We start from the raw sequence: 23,820 nt of genomic DNA, 5'->3' as shown, positions 1-23,820 counted from the left end.
TGCAGGGACAGTGCTCGCAGGTTGTGCGGAAACGACCGCCCAGGCCCCGTTGGTGATGGCGACCGCGCATCAGGTGGCCGAAACCACGCCCCCCCGTTACGAGGCTCGCGTCGGATGGGTCGGCGCACGCCGGGGGGGCGCGGCGGTCAGGGGTGAGGGTTACGAGCACGTCATTGCGATGGACGCGGCCTACACGGTGGCTCCGCTCGGGGCCAACTTGAGCAGTGGCACAGGCGCCGCTGGGTCCGACCTGGACATCAAGAGTGTCCTGGCTCGGTTGAACGCGGTCGACACCGAGGCGAGTGGCGCCAAGACCGCAATCCAGCGTGAACAACTGCCGGCGCCTTCGTCCAAGCCGATTAAGCTCTCAGCGGGCCGCTCAGGCATGGTGCCGCCGGCCAGCCGGTCGATCGACACGCATCGCTCCGCATGGACGAAGTTCTGCTCCGGTCAACGCCTGACCGCGGATGAGTGGACCGTGATCCACAACACAGCCGGGCCGCCCATGAACACTCTGGAAGAGAAGCGCCACAATGGATGCGCGGCGCTGCGCAACGACTTCCTGCCGGCGGCGGAGCGTTCGGCCTCGACGAAGGGCAAAGGCTAAATAGGCGCGCCGCCTACTGGGGAGAGCCACCTGGCCGGCCTCCCCGGTGCCCGATCAGGTTAGGGGAGTTCAGCCTGCGAAACGGTGTCAGCTCAAACCGGATTCGCTTTCATAAACTCGTCCTTGATGAGTGGAACCCAGAGGTGGAAGTCCACACAGTCCAGCGACACAGCCGGCATCGCCGTGCGTGGGTACTTGTCCGCATACTTGCTTCTGGCAAGGGCCAGCCAAAGCTGGCGTTGCCTAGCAACCATCCCGCCCAACGCGAACATGACACGATACACCGGTTGGTCCAGGTCCCGGCTGAACGCTGTTGACCATACAGAGGCGTCGCCCTCCCGGGCCTCCAATACGAGATCTCCGAACAGGCTGTTCAGCCATCGTTCGAACACCCTTGGCGGTCGTTCCGCCTTTATTCGATGCCTGACGCACCAGGTGGCCCACAGGTCGATCAGGTCATCAATCGGTGCTCCAGGGAACTCCTCCCGATATCGGCTCCGCACCCGAATCCCTAGCTTCCCAGCAAATGCCGAAGGGGGAGGCATGCTCGTTTCAGTGGCCCCCGGCAGATCAAACACAAGCTGGCCTGTAGGCTCCTCCAAGAGCGGACCGGTTTCAGCTGGCGGCAATGCGGAAGCCGGGCCTTCGAAAATGAAGCGGATGTGCGTGCGCTTCTTGGTTCGCTCCTGCAAAACCAACTCGTACCGGATGTTGAACGCAGCGTGTTGGTTGATTTCATCCACGGCAACCTTCAACACCCGACGTTCGAAGGCGGCCCATTTGTCGTAGCTCTCGGCGGCAGCATTCAATACCTGCCTTAGATCTCCAGCAGGAACGGTCCAAGACAGGGTCTCGCGGTCAGTGTTGGCGCACAGAAGCTGATAGAGACGGTGGCTGTAACCCGACGTCAGTTTCGCAAGCACCTTGAGCTGAACAAGGAACCGCTCCCCCTTCATCGACAGGAGCTTTTCGACCTCAGGGCTGAAGCGCCAGTAGATGACACCATGGCTCTCCGGAACCTCCGAGAGCGTGATCAAGCTGATGTTCCTGTGCCGAAGGGTGTTATCTCCCGGAGCGAAATACCCGATGGTGATGACCGAGCTTTGCAAGTTCTTCGCTGCGGCCAGAATTCGGCTGTTGCTCTTGTGGCTCTCCCATCCCATCGCCCGCTTAACGTCGGTAGCCAACGCCGAATAGACGCGGGTACCAGGAGCCGCTTCTCCCGTCGCAGCGTCGCTCAACACCGTATCGGAAGCGTGGGCCAACATGGCATCGAGGAGCTTTCGATCCACAACCGACAAATCCGGGTCCAGGACCTCGATCAGCTCGCGGACCTTCAGGAAGCTGGGATCGCCGTGCATCCAGTTGGACACAGCGAGAGGACTCCGCCTCGGGCCGTTGACCGCTGGTGCCGCCTGCTGGACGCGTAGTTCAGCCGAAGTGTCCTCGGCATCCGCGGCCGGCGTCACACGCTTGGTTCCCCTCTCCATAGGCCTTCATGTCTCGATTGTGCCGGTTGGACCATAGTGACGCGACGGAGGCTATGATGGCAACGGGCTTACAGGGGCTAACAAAGTCGAGGTGACGCAGCGGGGGGCATAATGGCGGCACAAGCGCTGCCTTCATAGCCTCCAACACGTCACCGTGACACAGCGGATGCTATAATGGCCGCCCACACGGTGCGAGGGCGGCAAGGGCCTTGCGGCTCCAGTGAAACATGCTCCGGAACGCCATCATGGCCTCCGTTGCGTCACGGTGACGCGTTGGAGGCTTTCCCGGTAGAATGGCCGACGCCAACACAGCCCCAAGCATGTCACGGTGACGCAATGGAGGCCATAATGGCGCGCAGCCACGATCACCAGTCCAGCGGTGACGAGATAGAGGCTATGCTGGCCATGCTGAACGCAGACAGACGCGCCACGATAGCCCCCAGCACGTCACAGTGACGTAATGGGGGTCATGATGGCGGACGTGAGTCGCGCCAACATAGCCTCCGCTTTGTCACAGTGACGTGTTGGAGGCTATGAAGGTATATCCAGCAATGGCGCCACGCCATTATAGACCCGACCACGTCATGGTGACGTGTTGGAGGCCATGATGGCTTAGTGACTGATCACCGGTCCTTACTGCCATCCCTCAGGTTGGCGCTTCGATCTGCCTGACCCCAGCAAACCTCCTCAGTGTAGACCACGTTCCATTGGAACGTCGCTCGGCTTTCTAAAGCTGAATTTCGTCGCCGAGACGATACACACGACACACGCTAAGCGATACGGGGTAAAAACACCGAAAATCGACGTCTTTCTCGGGTGTCGCGGCGCTTGCAAAACGGTGCCTAATATGTTGCGGGCTGGGTTCTCCAGCCGCCGTGATGGGGGTTTTTAGGAAGAGTTGGCCTTGCCGAACCGGCGCGCAGTGTCTGGCTACTGCTCCGCCCGAAGGCGGCAACGGCCCCAGAAGGAGCCGCGAAGTCCAGGATTGGTCCGCTGCGCCGCTATGGCCTCCAATCAGTCATTCACATCGCGATCTGCCGCACGGCGGCCGAACGTGCCGCCATTATGGCCCCCACTTCGTCACCCCGGCGTCGCGTGAGGCAGGATTGTCCGGCGCGCCGCCATCATAGCCTCTTATGCGTCACCACGATGCGGATCTGAGGCTAGCGCCCGCTCCCCGCCCACAATCGGGGCTCCGGAAGCGAGCGGGTGGCTCCTGGCCCTGGGTGACGTAGCATGGGGTATAATGGCGGGATTACTCGCTCCCACTCGGACAGCAGCCGCGATTCCGTGTGAGTCGCTGGGGGTGACGCGGTGTGGAGCATACTGGTGGGCCAGATTCCCGCCATCACGCTCCACGCGGCGTCACGGTGACGGACCGTGGAGCATCATGGCGAGCCGCACTCAGCCGTTATGCCCCCTTCAACGTCACGGTGACGGATTGGAGGCCATAATGGCGGATCCGTCTCACGTCGATCTGTGTGAATCGTAGCATTGCCGTTTAGTCCGAAAGGAAGAAGTCGCCATGAACGTCAAAGTGTAATGCCGGGCTCCCTTGCGGGGCCTTTCGTATCAGACAGAACTCGAAGTTCGGCGATGCCATCCACCCAAGTTTAGAGACTTTGGGAACGATGGTCTATTGCCGCACTTTTATAAAATTGGAGCAACTGCATGGAACACGCTTCCAAGCAGAGGGTGGGGCTTGTGCCCGCACGTTACCTCGACCATCCTGATGTTGGGGTTCTTGAGCTTGGTGTCCTGACGGTCCTGTCCATCCATGCGGACCGCACCGGACTGTCCTGGCCGTCGCAGACGACGATCGCAACCAAGCTCAAGATCAACCGATCGACGGCGAACAGCGTGCTGGCGAAACTCGTTAGCTTGGGCTGGTTGCAAAGGGCCAGCATCCCAATCCGAAGGTCCGGGTCTGCACCTACCAGCTCGCGGGGCACGAGGCCCTGCTGGACGGCTTTTTGGGCAGCCTGCACCATGCTGTCGACGAGGTGCCAACCACTGTTGCCGACGGCGACACAGAACACCCCGAACATCTCCATCAAGAATCTCTCTCTCTTGGGCGCGCGAGCGCGCCGGAGGGAGGTACCGGGGTTGACCGCGACGGCACTGGGAACCCGGCCGGTGCAACGCCTCCGTCTCCAATCGACGACGGCTGGGCGCCATCGCAAGACGACCTGTCGTTTGCCTCCACAACCCGTCCCGATCTGACCTCGGACGACGTGGCAATCGTCGCCCGGAAGTTCGTCGGCCACTACCGTGGCCAGCCCCTGCCCGACCCCTCGTCCATCTTCCGCTGCTGGATCAGGAAGGAAATCAAGCGCCATGACCGTTCCGCCAATCAAGCTCCCTTCCGCGCCGCGTCCGTCCACGACACCGGCCGGCCAGCGGCGAGGCGAGGTAGTGCCATTCCAGCGGCTGCCGGCCAAGCCCGCTTTGACGCCTGGGCTAGAGCGGCTCTTGCGCGCCGAGCAGGTTTCACTCACGTCAGCTGAACCGGCAAATCCGAAGGACGCAGCCCAGCACCGGATCGAATTTCTCGGGACCGCTGAGAAGGCTTGGCGAGCCAGCCCGGTTCCGGCGGCCGAGCGCGCAGCCGCTGAAGAAGCTATGGCGGCGTTCGACGAATACCTGCGTCCTCAGGATTGGGAGACCAATGCCCGCGCCATGCGCGCCGTTGCCGTGCTGCTTTCCTACTATCGGCAGCCTGACCGGGCTCTGGAGATGGAGGAAGATATCGCCGGGCAGTGGGGCGAGGACATTGAGGAGTATCCCCTGTGGGCCGTGGAGGAAGCGTGCCGCATATGGCGTCGCACCCCTGATAATCGACGCGCGCCCTACCCTGGCGAGATCCGTGCGATGTGCGAACGGCTGGTCGTACAGGCCCGTCAGCAGCGCGACCGGCTGCGTCGCTGTCTGGAGATGCCGTCGCTGATTGCCGCACCAAGGCGTTTGACGACTGCAGAGCGCGCCGCTCTGGATGAGCGCCGGCGGGCCGAGCGCGCCGCAGAGATCGCTCGATTTGACGAGATGAAGGCCCGGCTGGTGGCCGAAGGCAAGTGGCCGGGCAGTGTCGCGACCCCAGCTTCGACACCAGCCCCATCGTCCGACTGCGACACGGAAACAGAGGCTGGTAGTACGCAGCCGGACACCACGGGCAGCTTCCAGCGTCTGTCCGCAGCTATTTCGGCTCCGGTTCGCTCTGCCATTCCCACCGCGGCCGAACCCGCTCCTGCAGGGACCATTCCCGGCCGTCCGACAACGACCAGCAACGCTGACGCGCGGGGTCCAGCAGAGCCTGGCTCAATCGGTGGAGGGATTGCGGCGCGTCGCACGCCGGACAGTAGCCCTGGAGCTCGGGCTTTGCCTCCGCGTGCCTTGGCGGCCGTAGCACTGACAGGTCTGGAACGGTCCGCAGCAGCATCGGCACGGCCCGCCGATAGGCAGCATAGATTTCCGGCACCTTTGCCAAGTCCTTTGCCAGGAGCCATCCCTTGGGGGCAAACATACCAAATGGCGCGTTCACAAAGCTCACCAGCAGCATCTGGTTCTGAAAGCACTTCCAGCAGTTTGATGGGGAGGCAACCGCTGACAGCGATAGGGTGTGCGCGGCGGGCTCGTGCAGATGCACCCGACGGCTCAGCAACAACGTCACGAAGTCGCTGATGGGGGTCTGCCGGCCATCGCCCGGATCAATCCATGGCGCCAGGACGCCGTCGCGCAGCGGAACCAGGTGGAATAGCGGCAGATCACGATGGGGCTCGTAGTCGGGCAGGCTGAAGCCGATCAACCACGCGCCACGCACGCCGTCGGCCGCGTAGGCTGCTTGCCGGCGCTGGATCTCGTCCAAGGCACAGCGAGACATCTGGATCTCGATAGCGACCCCCCACCCTCGTGTCGGGTGTCGTACCAGGACATCAGCCCGCCAGCGGCCATCAGGTCCGCGTGCTTCCGTCGTCACGGTCACGGGTATGCGCGGACGGCAGTCGCATCAGGGCGGGATGTTCAGCTACGTGTCTCTGGAGGAGCGGGTTCCGGCCAAGCATCCGTTGCGGGCGATCCGGGCAGTGGTTGATGAGGTGCTGGCCGGCATGGATACGGCGTTGGCCGGACTTTACGCCAGCACCGGGCGGCCGTCGATCCCGCCCGAACAGGTGCTCAAGGCGCTGCTGCTGCAAGCCTTCTACTCGATCCGCTCGGAGCGTCAGCTCGCCGAGCAGATCGACTTCAACCTGCTGTTCCGCTAGTTCGTCGGCCTGGGCGTGGACGATCCGGTCTGGCACCCGACGGTGTTCACCAAGAACCGCGACCGCTTGCTCGCCGGCGACGTGGCCGGCACTTTCCTCGGTGCCGTGGTGGCGCACGCCAAGGTCAAAGGCTTGCTGTCGGACGAGCACTTCTCGGTGGACGGGACGTTGATCGAAGCCTGGGCCAGCGTGAAGAGTTTCCGGCCGAAGGACGGGAGCAACGAGCCGCCGGGGCCCGGACGCAACGGCGAACGGAACTTCCACGGCGAGCGGCGCAGCAACGACACGCACACCAGTCTGACCGATCCTGAAGCCAAGCTGTTCCGCAAGGGGCGCGGCAAGGAGGCCAAGCTCAGCTTCATGGGGCACGTGCTGATGGAGAACCGCAACGGCCTGGTGGTTGGAGCGACGCTCACGCAGGCCAGCGGCACCGCCGAGCGGAGCGCCGCGCTCGACCTGATCGGCGCCATGGACGGCCGGCACCGTATCACGGTGGGCGCCGACAAGGGCTACGATACGGCGGATTTCGTCGCCGACCTACGGTCACTGAAGGCGACGCCGCACGTGGCGCAGAACATCTCCGGGCGGCGTTCGCGCATCGACGCGCGCACCACCCGGCATTCCGGCTACGAGGTGAGCCAACGCTGCCGCAAGCGCATCGAGGAGGTGTTCGGCTGGATCAAGACGGTGGCCGGTCATCGCAAGAGCCGCTTCCGCGGTACCGCCCGGGTGGGCTGGGCCTTTACCTTCGCCACGGCAGCCTACAACCTGATCCGGCTGCCCAAGCTGCTGGCTACGGCGCCATGACGGCGGCGCGACGCTGCAAGGTGCTCGGCAAGTGGCGCCTCATCGAAGCCGACCAGTGGGACCGTGCATATCTCGATCTGGTCGAGCCGGCCTACATCCGCTTCGACGTCGACGGCCGCGGCGAGATGGTGTTCGGCGCCCTTCAAGCCGGCCTGGAGTGCGAGAACGGCGTCAGCACCATCTTCTTCGATTTCGAGGGCAGCGACGAGATGACCCCCATCCGCGGCACCGGCACGGCCGAATTGGCCGAGGATGGGAGCCTTGAGGTTGAAATCAGCATCCACCACGGCGATGAGATCCAGCTTAAGGCTCACCACTGGTAGTTTTTCAGCAGCCTGCTAATGGAGCAGGTGTCCGACTACGGTGCCGTGCAGCGGATCGGGCTTCAGGACATTTCGAACATGCTTGGGTTGCCGGGGAAAGCTGGGTTCGGCCATGGATCGGAAGTCGCCGACATGATGGCGCGTGGAGAGGTCGAAAAGGTGCGGGCGTACTGCGAGACGGACACGCTGAACCTCTACATCGCCTACATCCGCTGGGCACTGCTCACTGGACGAACGGACCCTACGGGCCACAACGCGAGCATCGACAGCTTGGTGGACTGTCTTTCGCGTGAGAGAAGCGCGCGGCCACATCTTGGTGAATTTCTGGACCGCTGGCAGGCCTCGAAGCGACCGTATCCGATGCATGTCCCGGTGCCACGCCAGACCTTCGTCGACCGGCCTCACCTCGAAAGCAGCGACGTTCTCACCGCCACGCCCACTGAAGCGATCTGATTAGCGCGTGCTTGTGATGTCCGAACGCGACGCGTTCGTCATCTGGGTCGTATATCGGGAGTGCGGCGAAAGGACCAGTCTGGTCAAGCTTCGGCAGCATTTCCTGCCATTGTCAGGGGTGAAGAGGCACTGCGGGCGGTGTGCCTGAGTGCATCGGGCATACCATCACCGATGCAAAGCTGGAGTCAAAGTACTGCTTGGACTTTGAAGCAGAGGCGACAGCGATCGGAGTTAAAAGAGAAAATCGTGCCGGTTAAGAGCCCGTCCGAGAAGAAGTTGAATCGGATGAATCAGTTGTGATTCAAAGGAGCCTCCAAGACGGAGGTGAGGATGTGGAGGCCGGAGAAGCGGGAGCGCCATAATCGTAGCATGCTGCGTTACCCGAGCGACCTGAGCGATGAGGAATGGCGGATCGTCGAGCCGCTGATCCCGCCGGCACGACGCGGTGGCCGGCACCGCAGCGTCGACGTCCGGGCGGTGCTGAACGGTGTGCTGTACGTCTTGGAGACGGGTTGCCAGTGGCGCCACCTTCCCAAGGACCTGCCGCCGCGCAGCACGGTACACGGCTATCTGCACCTGTGGGCCTGGGATGGCACGCTGGAGCGCATCCATCATGACCTCTACCAACAGGTCCGCGAACGGGAAGGCCGCGAGGCCAGCCCGACCGCCGCCGTCGTGGACAGCCAGAGCGTCCGCACGGCGGAAAAAGGGGGCCTGCGGCGGACCCGGTCGGCTATGACGCGGGCAAGAAGATCAAAGGCGTCAAGTACCACATCCTCGTCGATACGCTAGGCCTGCTCCTGAACGTCGCCGTCCACCCTGCCGACATCCAGGACCGCGACGGCACAGCCCTGGTCCTCGACAAGGCAACCCGCGCGCTGTTCCCCTTCATCCAGGTGATCTTCGCCGATGGCGGCTACCAAGGAGAGGTCGCGGCCACCAAGGTGAAGGAGGCCGGTAACTGGCAGTTGGAGATCGTCAAACGCTCCGATCAGGCCAAAGGCTTTGTCGTGCTCCCAAAGCGATGGCTGGTTGAGCGAACGCTGTCATGGCTCACCCGCTGCCGACGCCTCGTCCGACATTACGAGCAGTACCTCCGCACCTCCGTTGCTTTCATACGCATCGCTATGATCCGCCTGATGCTCCGGAGGCTTGCTCGGAAATAATCTTTCAGGACAGACTCTAAGCCAAATACCGGAGAGAGGGTGGGCGGTTCTTCCTTTGCGATATGCGCCCTGTACGATATTCTATGTGCGTTCCCCCAATGCACTGAGTTACCAATCATGGTCGAGATGATCTTGGGCCTGCCTCACCTTCGCAAAGGACCGCTCCTGTCCCGCGCTCGCGAACTCGGCGTTCCGGTTCTGGTCAGCGCCAATGCATTCGCAGTGTACCGAAAGGACAAATTAGGCATTCCGTACTTTGACGGCTTTGACGGAAGCAGCTTTGCCAATGCAAGCGGAATGAACCTTCAGCTTGACAGTGGGGGCTTTTCGGCCATGCGCCAATACTCGGGTTGGCCTTGGGGGCCGCAGGAATACATCACCTTCGCCAGCTCCCTGCCGGTAGTGCGGTTCTATAGCATGGACTACTGCGTCGAGCCGGAGGTGGCCGCCTCAGTCACCGAGGTTCATGACCGGATCTCCCGCACAGTGCGCCTCAACGTGCTCTGCCGGAACTTGGCCATCGAGGCGGGCTCCATCGCCCGCTTTGCTCCTGTGGTGCAGGGCTGGCTTGCCTCGGACTACGGGCGCTGCATTGAGCGCATGCCGTGGCTCTCGGAGCACTCCGTCGTCGGAATTGGCTCCTTTTGCCGACGGCAACCGCACGGCCCGAATGGCGTTCTCCAAATCCTCTCGCATCTGGATCGTTGGCTACCGGCCAACTGTCGCGTGCACCTCTTCGGATTGCACGGAGAGGCCATGGAGCTGTGCCGTGAGCACCCGAGGGTCATCTCGGTCGATAGCCAAGCCTGGGGTAAGACGGCCCGGTGGGAAGCCTTCCATATCCGGCGCGGCACTCATGGAGGGCGCCGGGCCGAGAAGGCTCAGATCGCTCTTCCGTTGCCCGGCCTGGAGCCGGAATCGCCCGTCGGGAACCCAGATTTCAAGAAGACGGACGCCTACTGCGCCAACGTCATGGCCGCCTGGATGAACCGTCAGACCCAGCGCCTAAAGAAAGGCGGGTTCGTGTTTCAGGAAGCCCTTCCGATCCCCCCTCCAGTCGCCGCGGCGCCAAAGACCCCTTTCGAGGTCTGCATTGAGCGGGCGAAGGAGGAAATTCGCCAGCTCATCGAGGACGGTGAAATGGAGCACGATCAGATCACTGAGAACCTGATCCTCGCGTGGGCAGCCGACCTCTTGGAGGATGCGGACGCTCCCGACCAGCACCTGGATGCGACCTGTGCTCTTCCCTTGGCTGCCTGACCGTGCCCCATGAGAGCCGGGGCATCGACCCCGTGTGAGCATTTCGCCGGCAACGTCCATGTCCGACGACCCTGCCGAAAGGCGATGAAAAGCAACGTCTATGGAAGGCGAGGGAGACACCTTCACCGGTCTAATCTTCCCGCAACGGAAACGAGCCATTCAACAGGTGCACCATGATCCATGTCGAACGCCGCAGCTTCCTTCGTGGAGCCCTCGCCCTCGCCGCCGCCAGCATCGTCGTTCCGGCCGCCATACAGCCGCTCGCCGCCGCCGGCGTTCCTGAGCTGCGGGTATATCGGGATGCCTCCTGTGGATGCTGCGGCGCCTGGGTGAAGCGGATGGAGGCCGAGGGGTTCCACCCGAGCGTCATCATGGTCGACGATCTCGCGCGCAAGAAGGCTGAACTTAGTCTGCCTGATTCCCTCTGGTCGTGCCATTCGGCGACGATTGACGGTTATGTGATTGAGGGGCACGTTCCGCCCAGTTCCGTGAAACGCTTGCTCACGGAGCGACCCAGCGCCCGAGGAATTGCCGTACCCAATATGCCAATGGGTGCGCCGGGTATCCACCAGGCGCAGACCTTTGCCGACACGCTGATGCGGGTTCCTTACATCGACGAGATGCTGGCCGGAATCGACAGCCCGTCTGGCGATCTGCACCGCTGGCTAATCTCCCTGAAGGATGCGGTGATCCGGTTGTCGCTCAACGGCGCGTCCGTTCTCGATCCAACCACCAATCGGCCGGCGCAGCACTTCGAGAACCGTCACTGCACGTAACGTCCTCTGGAGACACCTCATGCCGCCCGCCAACGACAACAAGCCGAACACCCGGACCAAGATGCTCTTCGGCGTTCTGCTCGGGTTCTGGCTGGGGGTTATCGTCTCGTACGTTCCACGCCTCGTTTGACCGCCCCGATGAAGGAAGCCATCACACCATGTGCACGCTGTCCAGAGACGCCCAAGTCGTCGCTTACCGCCTGTTTGGAATGGGCGCCGTGACGACCGTAACCTTCGAGCCCCCGCACTTTATCAGCTCACGTGCCCTAGCGGCTTTCGATGAGCTGGCCAGAGCCGGGATGATACAGCCGTTCGACCCTAACAGGATGCGGAAAAAGGCTGTGCTGCGGCGGGCTCTCGTGATTCTCTCTGCTGGCACAGGGTGCGGTCGGAGAGGGGATGATGCGCGGATCGGACGAACGCAGCGAGGGTCTTTTCAGCTACGTGAGCTGTGAGGCGCGGGTTCCGGCCAATCACCCGCTGCGGCCGATCCGGGCCATCGTGGATGAAGCGCTGGAGGTGATGTCGCCCGCCTTCGAAGGCCTGTACTCGAAGATCGGGCGGCCGTCGATCCCGCCGGAGAAGCTGCTGCGGGCTCTGCTGCTCCAGGCCTTCTACTCGGTGCGCTCGGAACGCCAGCTGATGGAACAGCTCGATTACAACCTGCTGTTCCGCTGGTTCGTCGGCCTGTCGATGGACGCCCCGGTATGGGACGTTACGGTGTTCACCAAGAACCGTGAGCGTCTGCTGGCCGGGGATGTGGCGGCCACGTTCCTGGCCACCGTGCTGGGTCAGCCGAAGGTCAAGGCGCTGCTGTCGGACGAGCACTTCTCGGTGGACGGCACGCTGATCGAAGCCTGGGCCAGCGTGAAGAGCTTTCGGCCCAAGGACGGCAGCGGCGAGCCGCCGGGGCCGGGGCGCAACGGCGACCGCGACTTTCATGGCGAGAAGCGGTCCAACGAGACCCATGCCTCGACCAGCGATCCCGAGGCGCGGTTGTACCGCAAGGGCAACGGGCAGCCGGCGAAGCTGGCCTTCATGGGCCATGCGTTGATGGAGAACCGTCACGCCCTGGTGGTGAATGTCCGGCTCACCGCGGCCACCGGTCTGGCTGAACGCGAAGCGGCGGTGTCCATGATTGAGGCCATCCCCGGCCGCCACCGCATCACAGTCGGCGCCGACAAGGCTTACGACACCAAGGATTTCGTGGCGAACATGCGCAGCTTGGGCGCCGCTGCGCATGTTGCGCAGAACACGAGCAACCGCCGCTCGGCGATCGACGGCCGGACCACCCGCCACCCCGGCTACGCCGTCAGCCTGAGAGTCCGCAAACGGATCGAGGAGGTGTTCGGCTGGATCAAGGGAGCCGGCTTGCGCAAGACGCGTCATCGCGGCACGGCCCGCGTCGGTTGGATGTTCACCCTGACCGCTACCGCCTACAACCTGATCCGATTGCCCAAGCTGCTGGCGGCGGCATAATCACGCCCGGAATCCGCCTGAATGGCGGTTCCGGGAGCCGCAGAGCGCGAAAAGGCGCTCTATTCTGATGAAAACGGGCGTCAGAACTCCCATTCTCAAGCCGCAGCGGGGGAAAAAGGCCCGAATATGTTCGTTTTTCCGCGCCCTGCTAAGAAGCTGCCGGAGGGCAGCAAAGGTTGGCAGGCGACCCCCCGGATCGGGCGGCCGTGGAGCGAAATCCCGGAGCCTACCGAAGCCGAGCTTTTCCCAATCCTCTCCGCGTGATTACCGCCCCGCCTTTTGTCCCGTCGACACGGACACGCACGATGCCCCGCTTCGCTATCCTCATCGCCGCCGCAATGGTGGCCGCCGCTGCCCAACCGGTAGCGGCCCAGCAACTGCCGCCGGCGGCCGCCGAAATGCGCAAGGGCTATGACCGCAAGGCTTGGGGCGATTGGGAGCCTGTAGAAGGGTGCCTGACGACGCGGCACGCAGTGCTGGCTGCCACGTCGCTGGTTCGGCCGCGGCTCCGAAACTGTAAGGTGGTTGCCGAGCTCTGGCGCGATGCCTGGACTGGTGTGGAAATTACCGATCCCAAGAACACGGACATCGATCACGTCGTCCCTGTTCAGGAAGCGCACGACTCCGGGGGGTATCAGTGGGAGACCGCGGTCCGACACCGGTTCTTCAACGACATGGAGAACCTGGTGGTCACCGGCCGCGATGTAAACCAGCGAAAGGGTGCCTATGGCCCCGAGGCATGGCTCCCTGATGGTGAAACCGAACGCTGCTTCTTCGTTCGGCGCTGGATCTACATCAAGCACAAGTGGCAGCTCAGCGCCGATGAGCGGGAACTCCAGGTCCTGCAGACCGTGCTCCATACGTGCCCGGTCGAACAGCCGGTTACCCGGGGGGGGAGCGTAAACCCGACCGCTCCTATCACAGGGTCAGAACTCTATCGCTGACTCCAGGACATCCGGCCCGAGCCAGCGGTTTAAATCAGCCGCCCAGATGGCTCCGACTGGCTACAGACGTCCACACCGCCTGATTGGTGGGCGTCGGGAAAGGACTTGAAATGACCAACCTAACGCCTCCCGCCCGCACCCGTGCTGGGACTCAACGCTTGTCCGTGGTAACGATCGGAAAAATGACCTCGACTTCGGACGCGACGATGCCCAGAGCAGTTAATGCGGCAATCATGACCAGCGACGCCTTCGTCTGTTGGCTGCACACGATGCAGTGGACCCACGCGAAGGCCGCTCAAGAGCTGGGTCTCAGCATGAGCCGCATCGACGAGATGCTACGCGGCGCGAAGCGAGGCACGAACACGCCCACGACCATCCCCGCCTATATGTCTTTGGCTTGCGCAGCGCTTGCGGAGGGACTGCCGCCGTTCGCGTGGGACGAGGAGAAAGGCCTGATGCCGCCGGAGGATTTCGAGCGGTGGCGCGCTGAAATGGGCAGAGAGTTGGACCTGGGCAAGCCAGTTCCCTTCCGGCAGATCGCAGGTATGCTCCGCCTGAGCAGCGTCGAAACGCCGGCTTATTGGGCGCGTGGCGTGCGCAGGGACGGGAAGCCTGCGCCGATCTATCGTGACCGCGCCCTGGCCCTTAATGCGCTGCTTCATGGCCTCATGCCCTGGACCGCAGAACGGTAAAGCCGAGGAGGGAAACAATAGAGCAGCGAGCGGAAGGTAGATAGGTCCCTGGCAAAGGAATGCCCGCCGCGGCGGACCGGGCGGGCAGTGCTTGATCAGAGAGGAAACGCGTGTCTTTCCGAAACAGGATAGACACTAAACGGTTCCGCGTGGTGGAGGAGTTGCCCAAAGAAAGTGTCGAGGCTGGCCGGAAGTCTGGGGAAGCCAACCCACAGGCTCCCCCAGAATTCGGTTCCGCCTCAGCCGTCGAGCAGCCACTGCACGCGCTGCGTCGATGGATGGACATCATCGATTTGCCGACTGGGCGCAATTTGAGGAAAATGCTCGCTCTCGCCCCGTTGCGCTACTAGGAAAAAGCCCAATCGATAGGAGCATGAGGTTTACCGCCGCGTCGCTGACAAGGGTCTCCTCGTGCGCCCCAGCCACTATCGTCCGCTATGCCTGTTCTTCAGCAGCATCTCCCCGTCATCCGCCATTTCAATGCCGGCCTCCGCGAGAGCGAAGCAGATGTAAGCCTGACACATAACCCTTATACTCTTCCCTCCGGCGTCGAGCCTATGGATCGTCCCGACGTGGACGCAGGCGCGGATCGCCAGTTCCTCTTGGCTCCATCCAAGAAGTGACCTTGCTCACCGGAACTGTTGGGAATGACCTTCCCCCGGCAGAAAGGACACCGGGTTAAGCGGCTCGAAGCTCGGCCTGGTCCGGGGTGATGTAGCCGAGAGCCGAGTGCAGTCGCTGGCGATTGTAATAGCCTTCGATGTAGGCGAACAGATCTCTGCGAGCGGCGTCGCGCGTTGCATAGCGGGCGCCATGGACGAGTTCCGCTTTCAAACTGCCGAAGAAACTTTCCATCGGGGCGTTATCCCAGCAGTTGCCTTTGCGGCTCATTGACTGCACGATGCCATTGCTTTTCAAAGCTTTTCGGTAATCCCCAGCGGCGTATTGACTACCACGATCCGAGTGGTGCAGGAGGCCGGGCTGGGGCCGTTGCCGCTGGACCGCCATGGTCAGGGCCGCCAGCGGCAGTTCGGTGCGCATGTGGTCGCGCATTGCCCAGCCCACGGCCTTGCGGCTGAACAGATCCAGGACGACGGCGAGATACAGCCAGCCCTCGTCCGTCGGGATGTATGTGATGTCGGTGAGCCAAGTCTGGTTCGGCTTCGCCGGGGCAAAGTCGCGATTGAGCCGATTGGGCGCCACCGGCAAACCGTGCCGGCTGTCGGTGGTGCAGACGCGATAAGCCTTGGCGCGTTGCGCCCGCAGGCCGTGGCGGCGCATGAGGCGTTCGACACGCCCGCGACTGGCGGTGTGCCCATTCGCCCGCAGGGCGGCATGAATGCGAGGAACTCCGTAGCGTTGACGATGCGCGTCGTGAAGGCGCCGGATGTCATCGAGCAACTGCCGGTTCGCTGCTTTGCGTGGGCTCTCCGGTCGCGTGCGCCAAGCATAATAGCCCGATGGCGACACGCCGATGGCATCGCAGAGCACCCGAACCGGGTATTCGTCGCAGCAGTCTGCAATGATTCGGAACCTCATCTCGGTGCTTCCGAGAAGATGGCTACAGTTTTTTTTAATATATCCCGTTCCATCTGGACGCGGGCGAGTTCGCGTTTTAGACGGGCGATTTCCGATGCTTGATCAGCGCCTGTGATCAGGGGGGCCGCCGCTTGCTGGACGGGGGGCATCGACGGCCCCCCTGACCCGGTTAGGCGGCGCTGCCATTTCCGTAACACCGAGGGCTGCACTCCCAATTCACGGGCGATCTGCGCAAGGGAGCGGCCGCTGCTGGCCAACAGCGCCACCGCCTCTTGCTTGAACTCGTCCGTAAAGATGCGCCGTGTCGTCGTCATTCTTGACCTCTCCGCTCCATCTGGAGCTTAGCAGAGGTGTCCACTGATTCGGAGGAGGGTCACTACTTGTAGCAGCGAGGTCAGCTAGGATCGGAAGAGTTTGAAACCGCCAGAGCCTTGGCGAGGTCGAACAGGCTCTTGCGCACGGTCAGGTCGTTGATCGAGTAGTAGGCGCGCACTAGCTCCAGGGTCTCGCGCTTGGCCATCGGATCCGGCTCGTAGTTGCTGCTCGATTGCACGCCTAAAACGTCACCGCCGTCCTCGTTGTCGAGTGGGGCCGACACAACTTCAGGCGGCATGTCGTCGAAAAAGAAGGACAGGGGCACATCAAGCACACGCGTGAGTTGGAACAGGCGTGACGCGCTGATGCGGTTGGCGCCGCGCTCGTATTTTTGCACCTGCTGAAAGGTAAGGCCGACAGCCTCCCCCAACTTTTGCTGGCTCATGCCAAGAAGAGTCCGACGTAACCGGATGCGAGACCCAACATGCACGTCGATCGGGTTGGGGCCCTGCTTCTTGCGGCCGCGAGTCAGTTTCGGCTTGGTGGCATTGGTCATCGTAAGTGAGCTCCTTGTGCAGCGGCTGCGGTGGACGTTTGGATTAGTGACAGTGGGCCATTGAAGGCAGGCCGAGATCAGCGGATCGGCGCCGGACGGTGCATCGCCTGAAATGATCCCCCACTCGACCGGAAGCGCTACTTATTGGCCGGAGTAAGCTAGTGCAGTGACTCATTCAGAAGGTGCAGGCAAACGGCTGAGTTTGTCGAAGATGTCCTCTGCTGGCTTGGTCCAGACGAAGGGCTTGGCCGCCTTGTTGTGCGCGCGGATGTAACGGGCGATGGCGTCCTGGAGATCGGCCACGGACTTGAATACGCCGCGTCGGATGCTCCGGCGGGTGATGATAGAGAAGAAGCCCTCGACGGCGTTGATCCAGGAGGCCGAGGTGGGGGTGAAATGGAAGACCCAGCGCGGGTGATCGGCCAGCCATTCCAGCACCTTGGGATGCTTGTGGGTGGCATAGTTGTCGACGATGGCGTGGATCACCTTGCCGACCGGCACGACGCGCTCGACGGCGTTGAGGAACTTGATGAACTCCTTGTGGGTGTGCTTGGGCAGGCAGCGGCCGACCACGGTGCCGTCCAGGGTGTTCAGCGCGGCGAACAGCGTGGTGGTTCCGTTGCGCTTGTAATCGTGCGTCATCGTCCCGCACTTGCCGGGCTTCAGCGGTAAACCCGGCTGGGTGCGGTCGAGCGCCTGGATCTGGCTCTTCTCGTCGATGGACAGCACCACCGCGTGACAGGGTGGGTCCATATAGAGGCCGACGATGTCCTCCACTTTGGCGGCGAACGCCGGATCGCTGGAGCGCTTGAAGGTGCGCAGCCGATGCGGCTGGAGCCGGTTGGCTTCCCAGATGCGCTGCACGGCGCGCAGGCTGATGCCGACGGCCTTGGCCACCGCCCGGCCGGTCCAGTGTGTCACGGCACCGGGTGGTTCCGAACACGTCAGCGCCAGCACCTTGGCCACGGTCGTGGTCGGCAGAGGCGCTCGGCCGGGCTTGCGCGTCTTGTCGCGCAACAGCCCGTCGACGCCTTGTTCGGCATAGCGCACCTGCCACCGCCAAACTGCCGGGCGGCTGACGTCGGCCCGACGGGCCACCTCCAGCACGGGCAGCCGTTCGCCCGAAAGCAGAACGATGTTCGCCCGCTGCGCATGTTTCTGCGGGCGATTGCGGTCGGCGAGGATCGCGGCCAAACGCGCACGATCCTCCGCTCCAATGATGACGCTGACGGTCTGGGCCATGCCGACAGAATCGCACGTTGCCAGCCCGATGTGAATCCTATGTCTGTGTCACTGCACTAGTCGTTTCTGCGCCCTCGAAGCTGCCTGGAGACCAGGCCCGACGACCCTGCCGAACCCACGGAGGTGACCAGCGGGGCTTAGCTTCACGGTGCAGTGCATGGTCATTGCTTCGGGCGGAGTGAGGGCGCCAATGGCGTCACTCCACTGGTCTTCCAAGTCAAATTAAGAGATATCTGCTAACGGGTCAATAAGAGATATCTCTTAAGCGCACTGAGAGAGATCGCTTTAGAAGTGGCCCGAAGCACACCCGAAAAAGTATGTCGGGGATATGTATCCCGGGTTCGCCGAAGGCACTTTTTGCCGCATCGCCCCGGTACTCACCTCCGAAGATGATCAGGCAGGCTTTGTCCGGGATGCAGTAGAGAAGAAGTTGGTGAACCGCGAGTTCATAGCGGGTGAGGCGAGGAAGGCCGTCAAATACCTTCCGGATGACTCCTTCGGCAGTTCATTGTCTCGGTCAGCAGAAGCGGTAGTATGCTGGCGGCATCTTGAAAGCGCTCAAGTGCACCTGACCAGGAAGTCGCAAACGGAATGTCCACCTCAAACCCCACTGGAAAGCACTTTTCGAGGCCGGCGTTCGGCAAGACACGCTCACAGATCAGTCCCTCTCAGGGCGGCGCGCGGCCGGCGACCCGCGTGAATGGAACTGCGCAGCAGAAGCAAGCTCAATGGCTAGCCCGTGCAGCTGACGCGGAGCGCAGTGGCGATGCGGTCGAAGCAGAGCTGTGTCGTCAATACGCCGAGCACTTCTTTCGGGTATCACGAGGACAGGATTGAGTGAGTCTGCGGATGAAATGAAGGGGCCTAAGGGCGCGCGCTACAGCATGGGCGTACAGCGCAAAACACAGCAGATGGCCGCCGCCAGGTGGGGGCATCACACCGTCCAATCGCGACGATGTCGATCAAGCAAGGTGGGTTAAGGAGCTTCACCGGCGTACTTCGAGCCTACTGGGCGGCCTACCCGCTTCCGCTTGGCGCTCGCGGAAAGCGGCAAGCTGTGCATTAGTCATCGAGGACGTTGCGTCCTGGCTCTTAGCAGGCATGAAAGGGCTCAAATCTCCAGCGTGTTTCTATCGGGCAGCGACGATTGCGACCGAAGAAGGACTACGAGAAGGCTGCCGGCGACATTGCCAACGCCTCGGTACCGCGGGGAAGCGCCGGCGCGTTGATCACCTAGCGGCAGCTATCGCGCCGACTGGACCCAGGCTCATCCACGGGCGTGGCTGAACATCGTCTGGCATGCGGTGTTTTCCACGGGCAAGCGGGTGGATTGGCGCTCCATTCATGGTCGTACCAAGACAGTGAAGCGGCGGAAGCCCTTTTCCTGCCCTGCTGGTGATGAACAGGCGTGCACGGTCCAAAAACTCCCCGCTGTTTCCCCACGCTGCTATCACCAGCCCGACACCCAAGGATATCGCTTCTAGCCAGTGATCATTGTCCGACCCGATTGGGTCGGCCGCCGCGCGCATGACGTCGGGATGTGGTGACCGGAACGCGAACAGGTTCGTCATGCAGAACGCACCAAAGCCCCATGCCCTGCCCCACTTCTGGACCCGCGTCACCGTCGGATCGAGCACATCTTCATTCGCGGTGGACGGATTAAGGCCGATCACCTGCATGAACGGCTTGGAGCTGTCCCAGACGCACCAGAGCGTGTAGCGGTGGCTGCTGTCGTACCGGTCACTCCCCGACCATGCGCAGGGCCAGCCTGGATACCGGAACGTGTCCGCCATGGCAAAGTTGAACAACGAGGTCATTCGATCACCTGCAGCATGGTCGGTGGCGCAAAGGCGTGCCGGCATTTTAGGTTCGTCATGGTCGCGCCCGCAAGGGACGCCAATTTTAGACCAGCGTCATGTCCAGCCATCGGGTGCCACTATCTCCCTTGTTCTTGATAGCGATGATGGAGCTTTTGTGCGTCTGAATGCCCTCTAAGCGTCGGGGTTCAACCTTGAGCTTCTTGGCGGCGCGATCCAGGAAGATTGGGTCGACACCGAGGACGAACTTCGTACCCATCTGCGCGAGGATCTCGTCGGGAAAATCTGTCAGGTTCTGCGATGAGAGGATCAGACCGAGTCCGAACTTGCGTGCCTCGCGAGCCCAGACGCTGATGATATGATCAGCCTCAGGGGACACAAATTTGTGGCTTTCGTCGAGTAAGACGAACATGACGGTTTCTGGCTTCTGACCGTCGCCACGGGCCGCAGCAAAGATGTCGTCCAGGATGAAGTCGACGGCCATCCGCTGGCCGTCCGAGGACAGCGCTGACAGATCGTAGCGCCAGATCGCCGCGGCTGGATCGAACATGTAGGTGTCGGCTCGAAACAGCCCGGAGCGTTCAAGATTGCAAATCCGCTCGTAACAGCTTTGGAGCACCTCCTTGTTCCCGTAGCGGAACAGCGCGCTGACCTCCTGGCCATCGTACATGCCTTCTAAGAAGCGCTCGAACAGCTCACGGCATTTGTCTTTGAGCTTGTCGACGTCCACGCTGGTTTCCTCGCCACGGATCTCCTTCTTGATCGCACGATCCATGGAGCGCAGCTTTCGGCTCAGATCGTCGAGCGCGGCAACGGTTTCTGAACTGGTGCCCAGAAAGACCTGGGTCATCTTGCGTTCCATGAACCACTTGAGGGTTTTCACGGTGGGGTGCCGCTTGGGCATCTCGGGATTGCGCCGGTCGTCATATCGAAGGTTCCACGTTTCGGGCCGGTCAGCGTGGAACCCAAGGTAGCCATAGAGGTCGAGCAGGACGTTGTGGAGGGTGTGCTCCTGCTTGGAGCCGAGCGGCCGGCTTGTCCGGCTGATCGTCTTGAGGAAGGTCTCGATGGCTCTGGTAACCCCGCCGTAGTCCGGGTCCTCACGGACGGTTAGTGGGTTAAGTCCTAGATCGGACGTCGAGCTGAACCGGAAGGAGTCTTCACCCGACACACCCATGTCCCCATGGGGATCGAGGACCACGAACCTGATCCGGGGATTGACGAGGGACATGCCGGCCATCAGCCGGCGGAGGCGGGTGGTTTTTCCCGATCCTGACGGGCCAATCACCGTAAAATGGGAGTTCATGACCTTCTCGGAGTCCCAGAACACTGGAACCTCTTCCGGGCCTTCAACCGGCTTATAGGTGCCGAATTTGATCCGCACTACGCCCTCTCCCGCTTCGTCCGTTCGCTGTACGGGGCGGATAATAGAGGCATCGTGTAGCGTCGCGCGGCTCCAAAAGACGCTGAAATCCTACGTCTTTCTAAGGACGGCCCGGCGTAAACTGTTCGCCTATGATTGTGCGTGGCCTGGGGCAGGGGGGGCTGGGGGTGAGCTGTGCGCCCCGTACCTCAGACCCTACCCGACGTCGGGTAAAAGATAGAGGGGCGGATGCACCGCCCCTGCCCACCAGCTTTTTACCCGACGTCGGGTAAAAGACAGAGGGGCGGATGCACCGCCCCTGCCCACCAGCTTTTTACCCGACGTCGGGTAAAAGACAGAGGGGCGGATGCACGGCCCCTGTCCACCAGCTTTTTACCCGACGTCGGGTAAAGGGTCGACTCTACGAGCTATGGAGAACTCTCGCTCCTCTAACTTATGCTTTCAATCCCCGATGATCCGGGTGATCACGTCTCGCAAGCGCCGAAGATCGTCCATGTCATCGGAAGAGAGATCCTCGGGTCGAATTTCGTGCTTGGACAGGCTGGTCGCCATGGTGCGCCACTGCTTTCGGGCTCTCTCAATCGGCGCAGCCCTCGGCGCTACCGCGGCTTCTGGAGCAGGGTTGTCGTCGACCTGGAAAGCAGCCTTTGCTTTGCGAAGCTCCGCAACGCTCGCGCCGTTCTTGATCATGTCCCAAAGGCGCATCGTCACGGCCTCGTCGTCGATGCCCAGAAGCTCCGACAAGGCCGACTTCGAAACCTCCTTTTGAATGGCCTCGTACTCGACCAGGACGGTCTCGGGGAGCTTCACGATGTTCAGCAGGCGGGTAACCTCAGACTGGCTTTTACCGATGAAGCGCGCGAGGTCCTCCTGGGTCAGCTTCTCTCCCTTAGCCAATGCGCGCTCTTGCAGTCGCACGAGACCGCGACCGCTCTCGACGGGCGTGAGGTCGACACGTTGAAGGTTCTCGACAAGCGCGGTAACCTCCACATCCTCCCGGTCCGACACGATGATCGCGAGGATGTTATCTCGCCCGAGCAGTTGGTGAGCTCGGAACCGGCGTTCGCCGGCCACCAGCATGTAGCCGCCTTCAGCACGACGGCGGATCAAAATTGGCTGCTTCAGACCATGCGCGTCGATGCTGGCTGCTAGGCCAGCGAGCTCGGCTTCATCGAAGGTCTTCCGCGGCTGGTTCGGATTTGGGTGTATGTCCGCCAGCGGGACCTTGTTGATTTCCGGAAAATCCGGATTGGTAACGCGGTCAAGATCGATTGATGCCGCTGCGAGACCGAATGCCGGGTTAGTGTTAGCGAACTTCTTAGCCATTCGTCGTCTCCAGGGCAGGGGCCTTAGCGAGCAGGGCTTGTGCAATGGAGCGGTAAGTCTCGATACCATCGGCTTTCGGCACGATGGCGAACAGGGGCTTACCGGTCTGAACCGCCTTGGCGAAGTCTTTGCGCTTCGGGATCGGGTCCCACACTTTGATGTGCGCACCGAACGCAGCCTGCAGATCGCCCAGGGTCTGCACGTCGATGGTCGAGCGGCGCTCGAAAATAGCTGGCAGGATCCCGAGAATTTCAACTTTCGGATTGCCGCGCCGTTTCACGTCTTGGATGGTCTTGATGAGGTGAGGGACACCGAGCACTGCCATTGGTTCGCAAATAGTCGGGATCAGGACCTGATCGGCGGCAATTAGAGCGCTTTCTGTGAGTCCGCCCAGATGCGGTGGGCAGTCGATGATGATCACGTCGTAGGACGGCTTCAAAGGGGAAAGGCGTTCGCCGAGTACCTTATCGCCCTGCGTCTGGCCGAACTTCAGCTGGCCCTCGGCCTGTGCCAAGGTGATCGAGCAGCCGATAAGGTCGAAGGCGCCATCGCAAACCTTCACCGGGAAGTGCGCCGGATCAGCGCCCTCGTTGAGCAAGAAGTGGGTGAGGGAGCGCTGTTCGGCTTCCAACTGCATCGGATTCACCGCGAGGCTCTGGGTCGAGCTCGCTTGAGGATCGGCGTCAATCAGCAGAACGCGCTTTCCCATTTCAGCCAACAGGAAGGCGAGGTTGCAGGAACTGGTCGATTTGGTTACGCCGCCCTTCTGGTTGGCGAGCGCTAGAACTACGCAAGCGTTGTGGTGAGCCGGCGGACTGGACGGCACGCCAAAAAGCTTGTCAGTGCTGGCCAGGAGGGCTTCGCGCAATCCGGGCACGAGCTTACCTTCAGCCACATCCGAGTTCGCCTCGACAAACTTGGCGACGGCGGCCGGGATCTTCTCGCCCCCTGACTCCCAACGGCTGATGCGGGCGCGGTCATAGCTTCGCCCGATACCGGCGTTCAGCCAATCCGCAAATTCGGCTTGAGATGCACCGCGTTGCTCGCGTATCGCCTTCAGCGTCAATCCTTCCATCACGCGGCCTCACTCTTCTCATGGGGTGGTGGTTTGGTTGGAGCATCGCAGTTGGCGGTGTGTGCGTCAACATCGTGCCGTCTGTGTGTCACGCGTGAAGGCGGAGTGCGACAAAACGGTCACGATCACGTTTACCCCTGGAGGATTAGTTTTACCCGACGTCGGGTAAACAGAAAGGGCAGGGGGGCAGCGCCCAGGCGCTTCCACGGGAGCTACAACACGCATGGAGCACCGAGCGCTGCCACTACAGGTGCTCTGGCGGGTCACTCGAAGCGTTGGTAGGTTTGCGCTGCGCGTTCGCATTCTGCAA

The 23,820-nt window shown here is 62.1% G+C and carries 20 protein-coding genes and 2 pseudogenes; 13 read left to right on the top strand and 9 right to left on the bottom strand.

Going from position 1 to position 23,820, the window contains the following annotated elements; translation table 11 throughout:
* Window positions 1–55 precede the first annotated feature (55 nt).
* The gene (locus tag F1643_RS21280; protein WP_194915290.1) at window positions 56–607 is read left to right on the top strand and encodes a hypothetical protein; all 552 of its coding nucleotides are present in this window, start codon (window positions 56–58) and stop codon (window positions 605–607) included.
* A gap of 92 nt (window positions 608–699) precedes the next feature.
* Here F1643_RS21280 and F1643_RS21275 read toward each other — a convergent pair whose 3' ends face one another.
* Window positions 700–2,076 (bottom strand): replication initiation protein, encoded by a 1,377-nt coding sequence (locus F1643_RS21275; protein WP_194915289.1) that lies wholly within the window; start codon window positions 2,074–2,076, stop codon window positions 700–702.
* A 1,692-nt stretch (window positions 2,077–3,768) separates the two neighbouring features.
* On the opposite strand from F1643_RS21275, the gene F1643_RS25190 reads away from it, so the two are divergent.
* A complete protein-coding gene (locus F1643_RS25190; protein ID WP_194915288.1) occupies window positions 3,769–4,320 on the top strand; it encodes a helix-turn-helix domain-containing protein in 552 nt (183 codons plus the stop codon).
* A 970-nt stretch (window positions 4,321–5,290) separates the two neighbouring features.
* Here the strand turns inward: F1643_RS25190 and F1643_RS21265 are convergent.
* On the bottom strand, window positions 5,291–5,959 hold the full coding sequence (locus tag F1643_RS21265; protein ID WP_370540742.1) for a hypothetical protein: 669 nt from the start codon (window positions 5,957–5,959) through the stop codon (window positions 5,291–5,293).
* A gap of 121 nt (window positions 5,960–6,080) precedes the next feature.
* On the opposite strand from F1643_RS21265, the pseudogene F1643_RS21260 reads away from it, so the two are divergent.
* The 10 genes and pseudogenes from F1643_RS21260 (at window position 6,081) to F1643_RS21215 (ending at window position 14,256) form a co-directional block, all read left to right on the top strand.
* Window positions 6,081–7,163, top strand: a pseudogene (locus F1643_RS21260) (IS5 family transposase).
* Window positions 7,160–7,486, top strand: coding sequence for a hypothetical protein (locus F1643_RS21255; RefSeq protein ID WP_194915286.1), 327 nt, complete (start codon window positions 7,160–7,162; stop codon window positions 7,484–7,486). Before F1643_RS21260 ends, F1643_RS21255 begins: the two are co-directional and overlap by 4 nt.
* 18 nt (window positions 7,487–7,504) lie before the next feature.
* A complete protein-coding gene (locus F1643_RS21250) occupies window positions 7,505–7,939 on the top strand; it encodes a hypothetical protein (RefSeq protein ID WP_194915284.1) in 435 nt (144 codons plus the stop codon).
* A 330-nt stretch (window positions 7,940–8,269) separates the two neighbouring features.
* Window positions 8,270–9,105, top strand: a pseudogene (locus tag F1643_RS21245) (IS5 family transposase).
* A gap of 117 nt (window positions 9,106–9,222) precedes the next feature.
* Window positions 9,223–10,365, top strand: a complete 1,143-nt coding sequence (locus F1643_RS21240; protein ID WP_194915283.1) for a hypothetical protein — start codon at window positions 9,223–9,225, stop codon at window positions 10,363–10,365.
* Between the two features lie 173 nt (window positions 10,366–10,538).
* The gene (locus tag F1643_RS21235) at window positions 10,539–11,141 is read left to right on the top strand and encodes a DUF411 domain-containing protein (protein ID WP_194915282.1); all 603 of its coding nucleotides are present in this window, start codon (window positions 10,539–10,541) and stop codon (window positions 11,139–11,141) included.
* A gap of 402 nt (window positions 11,142–11,543) precedes the next feature.
* Window positions 11,544–12,620 (top strand): IS5 family transposase, encoded by a 1,077-nt coding sequence (locus F1643_RS21230; protein ID WP_194913242.1) that lies wholly within the window; start codon window positions 11,544–11,546, stop codon window positions 12,618–12,620.
* A gap of 21 nt (window positions 12,621–12,641) precedes the next feature.
* Window positions 12,642–12,884 carry a hypothetical protein gene (locus tag F1643_RS21225; RefSeq protein ID WP_194915280.1) on the top strand — a complete coding sequence of 81 codons (243 nt, stop codon included), beginning with the start codon at window positions 12,642–12,644 and terminating at the stop codon, window positions 12,882–12,884.
* A 41-nt stretch (window positions 12,885–12,925) separates the two neighbouring features.
* Entirely contained in the window at window positions 12,926–13,564 is a 639-nt protein-coding gene (locus tag F1643_RS21220) for an HNH endonuclease family protein (RefSeq protein ID WP_194915279.1), read from the top strand.
* 233 nt (window positions 13,565–13,797) lie between these two features.
* The gene (locus tag F1643_RS21215; RefSeq protein ID WP_194915278.1) at window positions 13,798–14,256 is read left to right on the top strand and encodes a hypothetical protein; all 459 of its coding nucleotides are present in this window, start codon (window positions 13,798–13,800) and stop codon (window positions 14,254–14,256) included.
* Window positions 14,257–14,934: 678 nt separating this feature from the next.
* Here the strand turns inward: F1643_RS21215 and F1643_RS21210 are convergent.
* The 3 genes from F1643_RS21210 to F1643_RS21200 all read right to left on the bottom strand — a co-directional run bounded on the left by F1643_RS21210 (window position 14,935) and on the right by F1643_RS21200 (window position 17,908).
* Window positions 14,935–16,109, bottom strand: a protein-coding gene (locus tag F1643_RS21210; RefSeq protein WP_098735552.1) for an IS3 family transposase whose coding sequence is annotated in 2 segments (ribosomal slippage) — window positions 14,935–15,821 and window positions 15,821–16,109 — 1,176 coding nt in all. Because the reading frame shifts where the segments join, the coding sequence is not laid out codon by codon here.
* Between the two features lie 80 nt (window positions 16,110–16,189).
* Window positions 16,190–16,666, bottom strand: coding sequence for a helix-turn-helix domain-containing protein (locus F1643_RS21205; RefSeq protein ID WP_194915277.1), 477 nt, complete (start codon window positions 16,664–16,666; stop codon window positions 16,190–16,192).
* Between the two features lie 171 nt (window positions 16,667–16,837).
* Complete coding sequence (locus F1643_RS21200) at window positions 16,838–17,908, bottom strand: IS630 family transposase (protein WP_194915276.1); 1,071 nt, start codon at window positions 17,906–17,908, stop codon at window positions 16,838–16,840.
* Between the two features lie 591 nt (window positions 17,909–18,499).
* Here F1643_RS21200 and F1643_RS21195 point away from each other — a divergent pair.
* Entirely contained in the window at window positions 18,500–18,745 is a 246-nt protein-coding gene (locus F1643_RS21195) for a DUF4167 domain-containing protein (RefSeq protein WP_194915275.1), read from the top strand.
* 392 nt (window positions 18,746–19,137) lie between these two features.
* Here the strand turns inward: F1643_RS21195 and F1643_RS21190 are convergent, their stop codons facing one another.
* The 4 genes from F1643_RS21190 to F1643_RS21175 all read right to left on the bottom strand — a co-directional run bounded on the left by F1643_RS21190 (window position 19,138) and on the right by F1643_RS21175 (window position 23,510).
* On the bottom strand, window positions 19,138–19,725 hold the full coding sequence (locus tag F1643_RS21190; RefSeq protein WP_194915274.1) for a DUF1643 domain-containing protein: 588 nt from the start codon (window positions 19,723–19,725) through the stop codon (window positions 19,138–19,140).
* Window positions 19,726–19,810: 85 nt separating this feature from the next.
* Entirely contained in the window at window positions 19,811–21,109 is a 1,299-nt protein-coding gene (locus tag F1643_RS21185; RefSeq protein ID WP_194915273.1) for a helicase HerA domain-containing protein, read from the bottom strand.
* Window positions 21,110–21,550: 441 nt separating this feature from the next.
* Window positions 21,551–22,435, bottom strand: a complete 885-nt coding sequence (locus F1643_RS21180; RefSeq protein ID WP_194915272.1) for a ParB/RepB/Spo0J family partition protein — start codon at window positions 22,433–22,435, stop codon at window positions 21,551–21,553.
* The gene (locus F1643_RS21175) at window positions 22,428–23,510 is read right to left on the bottom strand and encodes an AAA family ATPase (protein ID WP_194915271.1); all 1,083 of its coding nucleotides are present in this window, start codon (window positions 23,508–23,510) and stop codon (window positions 22,428–22,430) included. The genes F1643_RS21180 and F1643_RS21175 overlap by 8 nt, the downstream gene beginning before the upstream one ends.
* Between the last annotated feature and the right edge of the window lie 310 nt (window positions 23,511–23,820).

The organism is Azospirillum sp. INR13 (assembly GCF_015390205.1).
Classification (GTDB): domain Bacteria; phylum Pseudomonadota; class Alphaproteobacteria; order Azospirillales; family Azospirillaceae; genus Azospirillum.
Note: the sequence above shows the minus strand (reverse complement) of the source record. Positions and strands in the feature narration are given on the sequence as shown.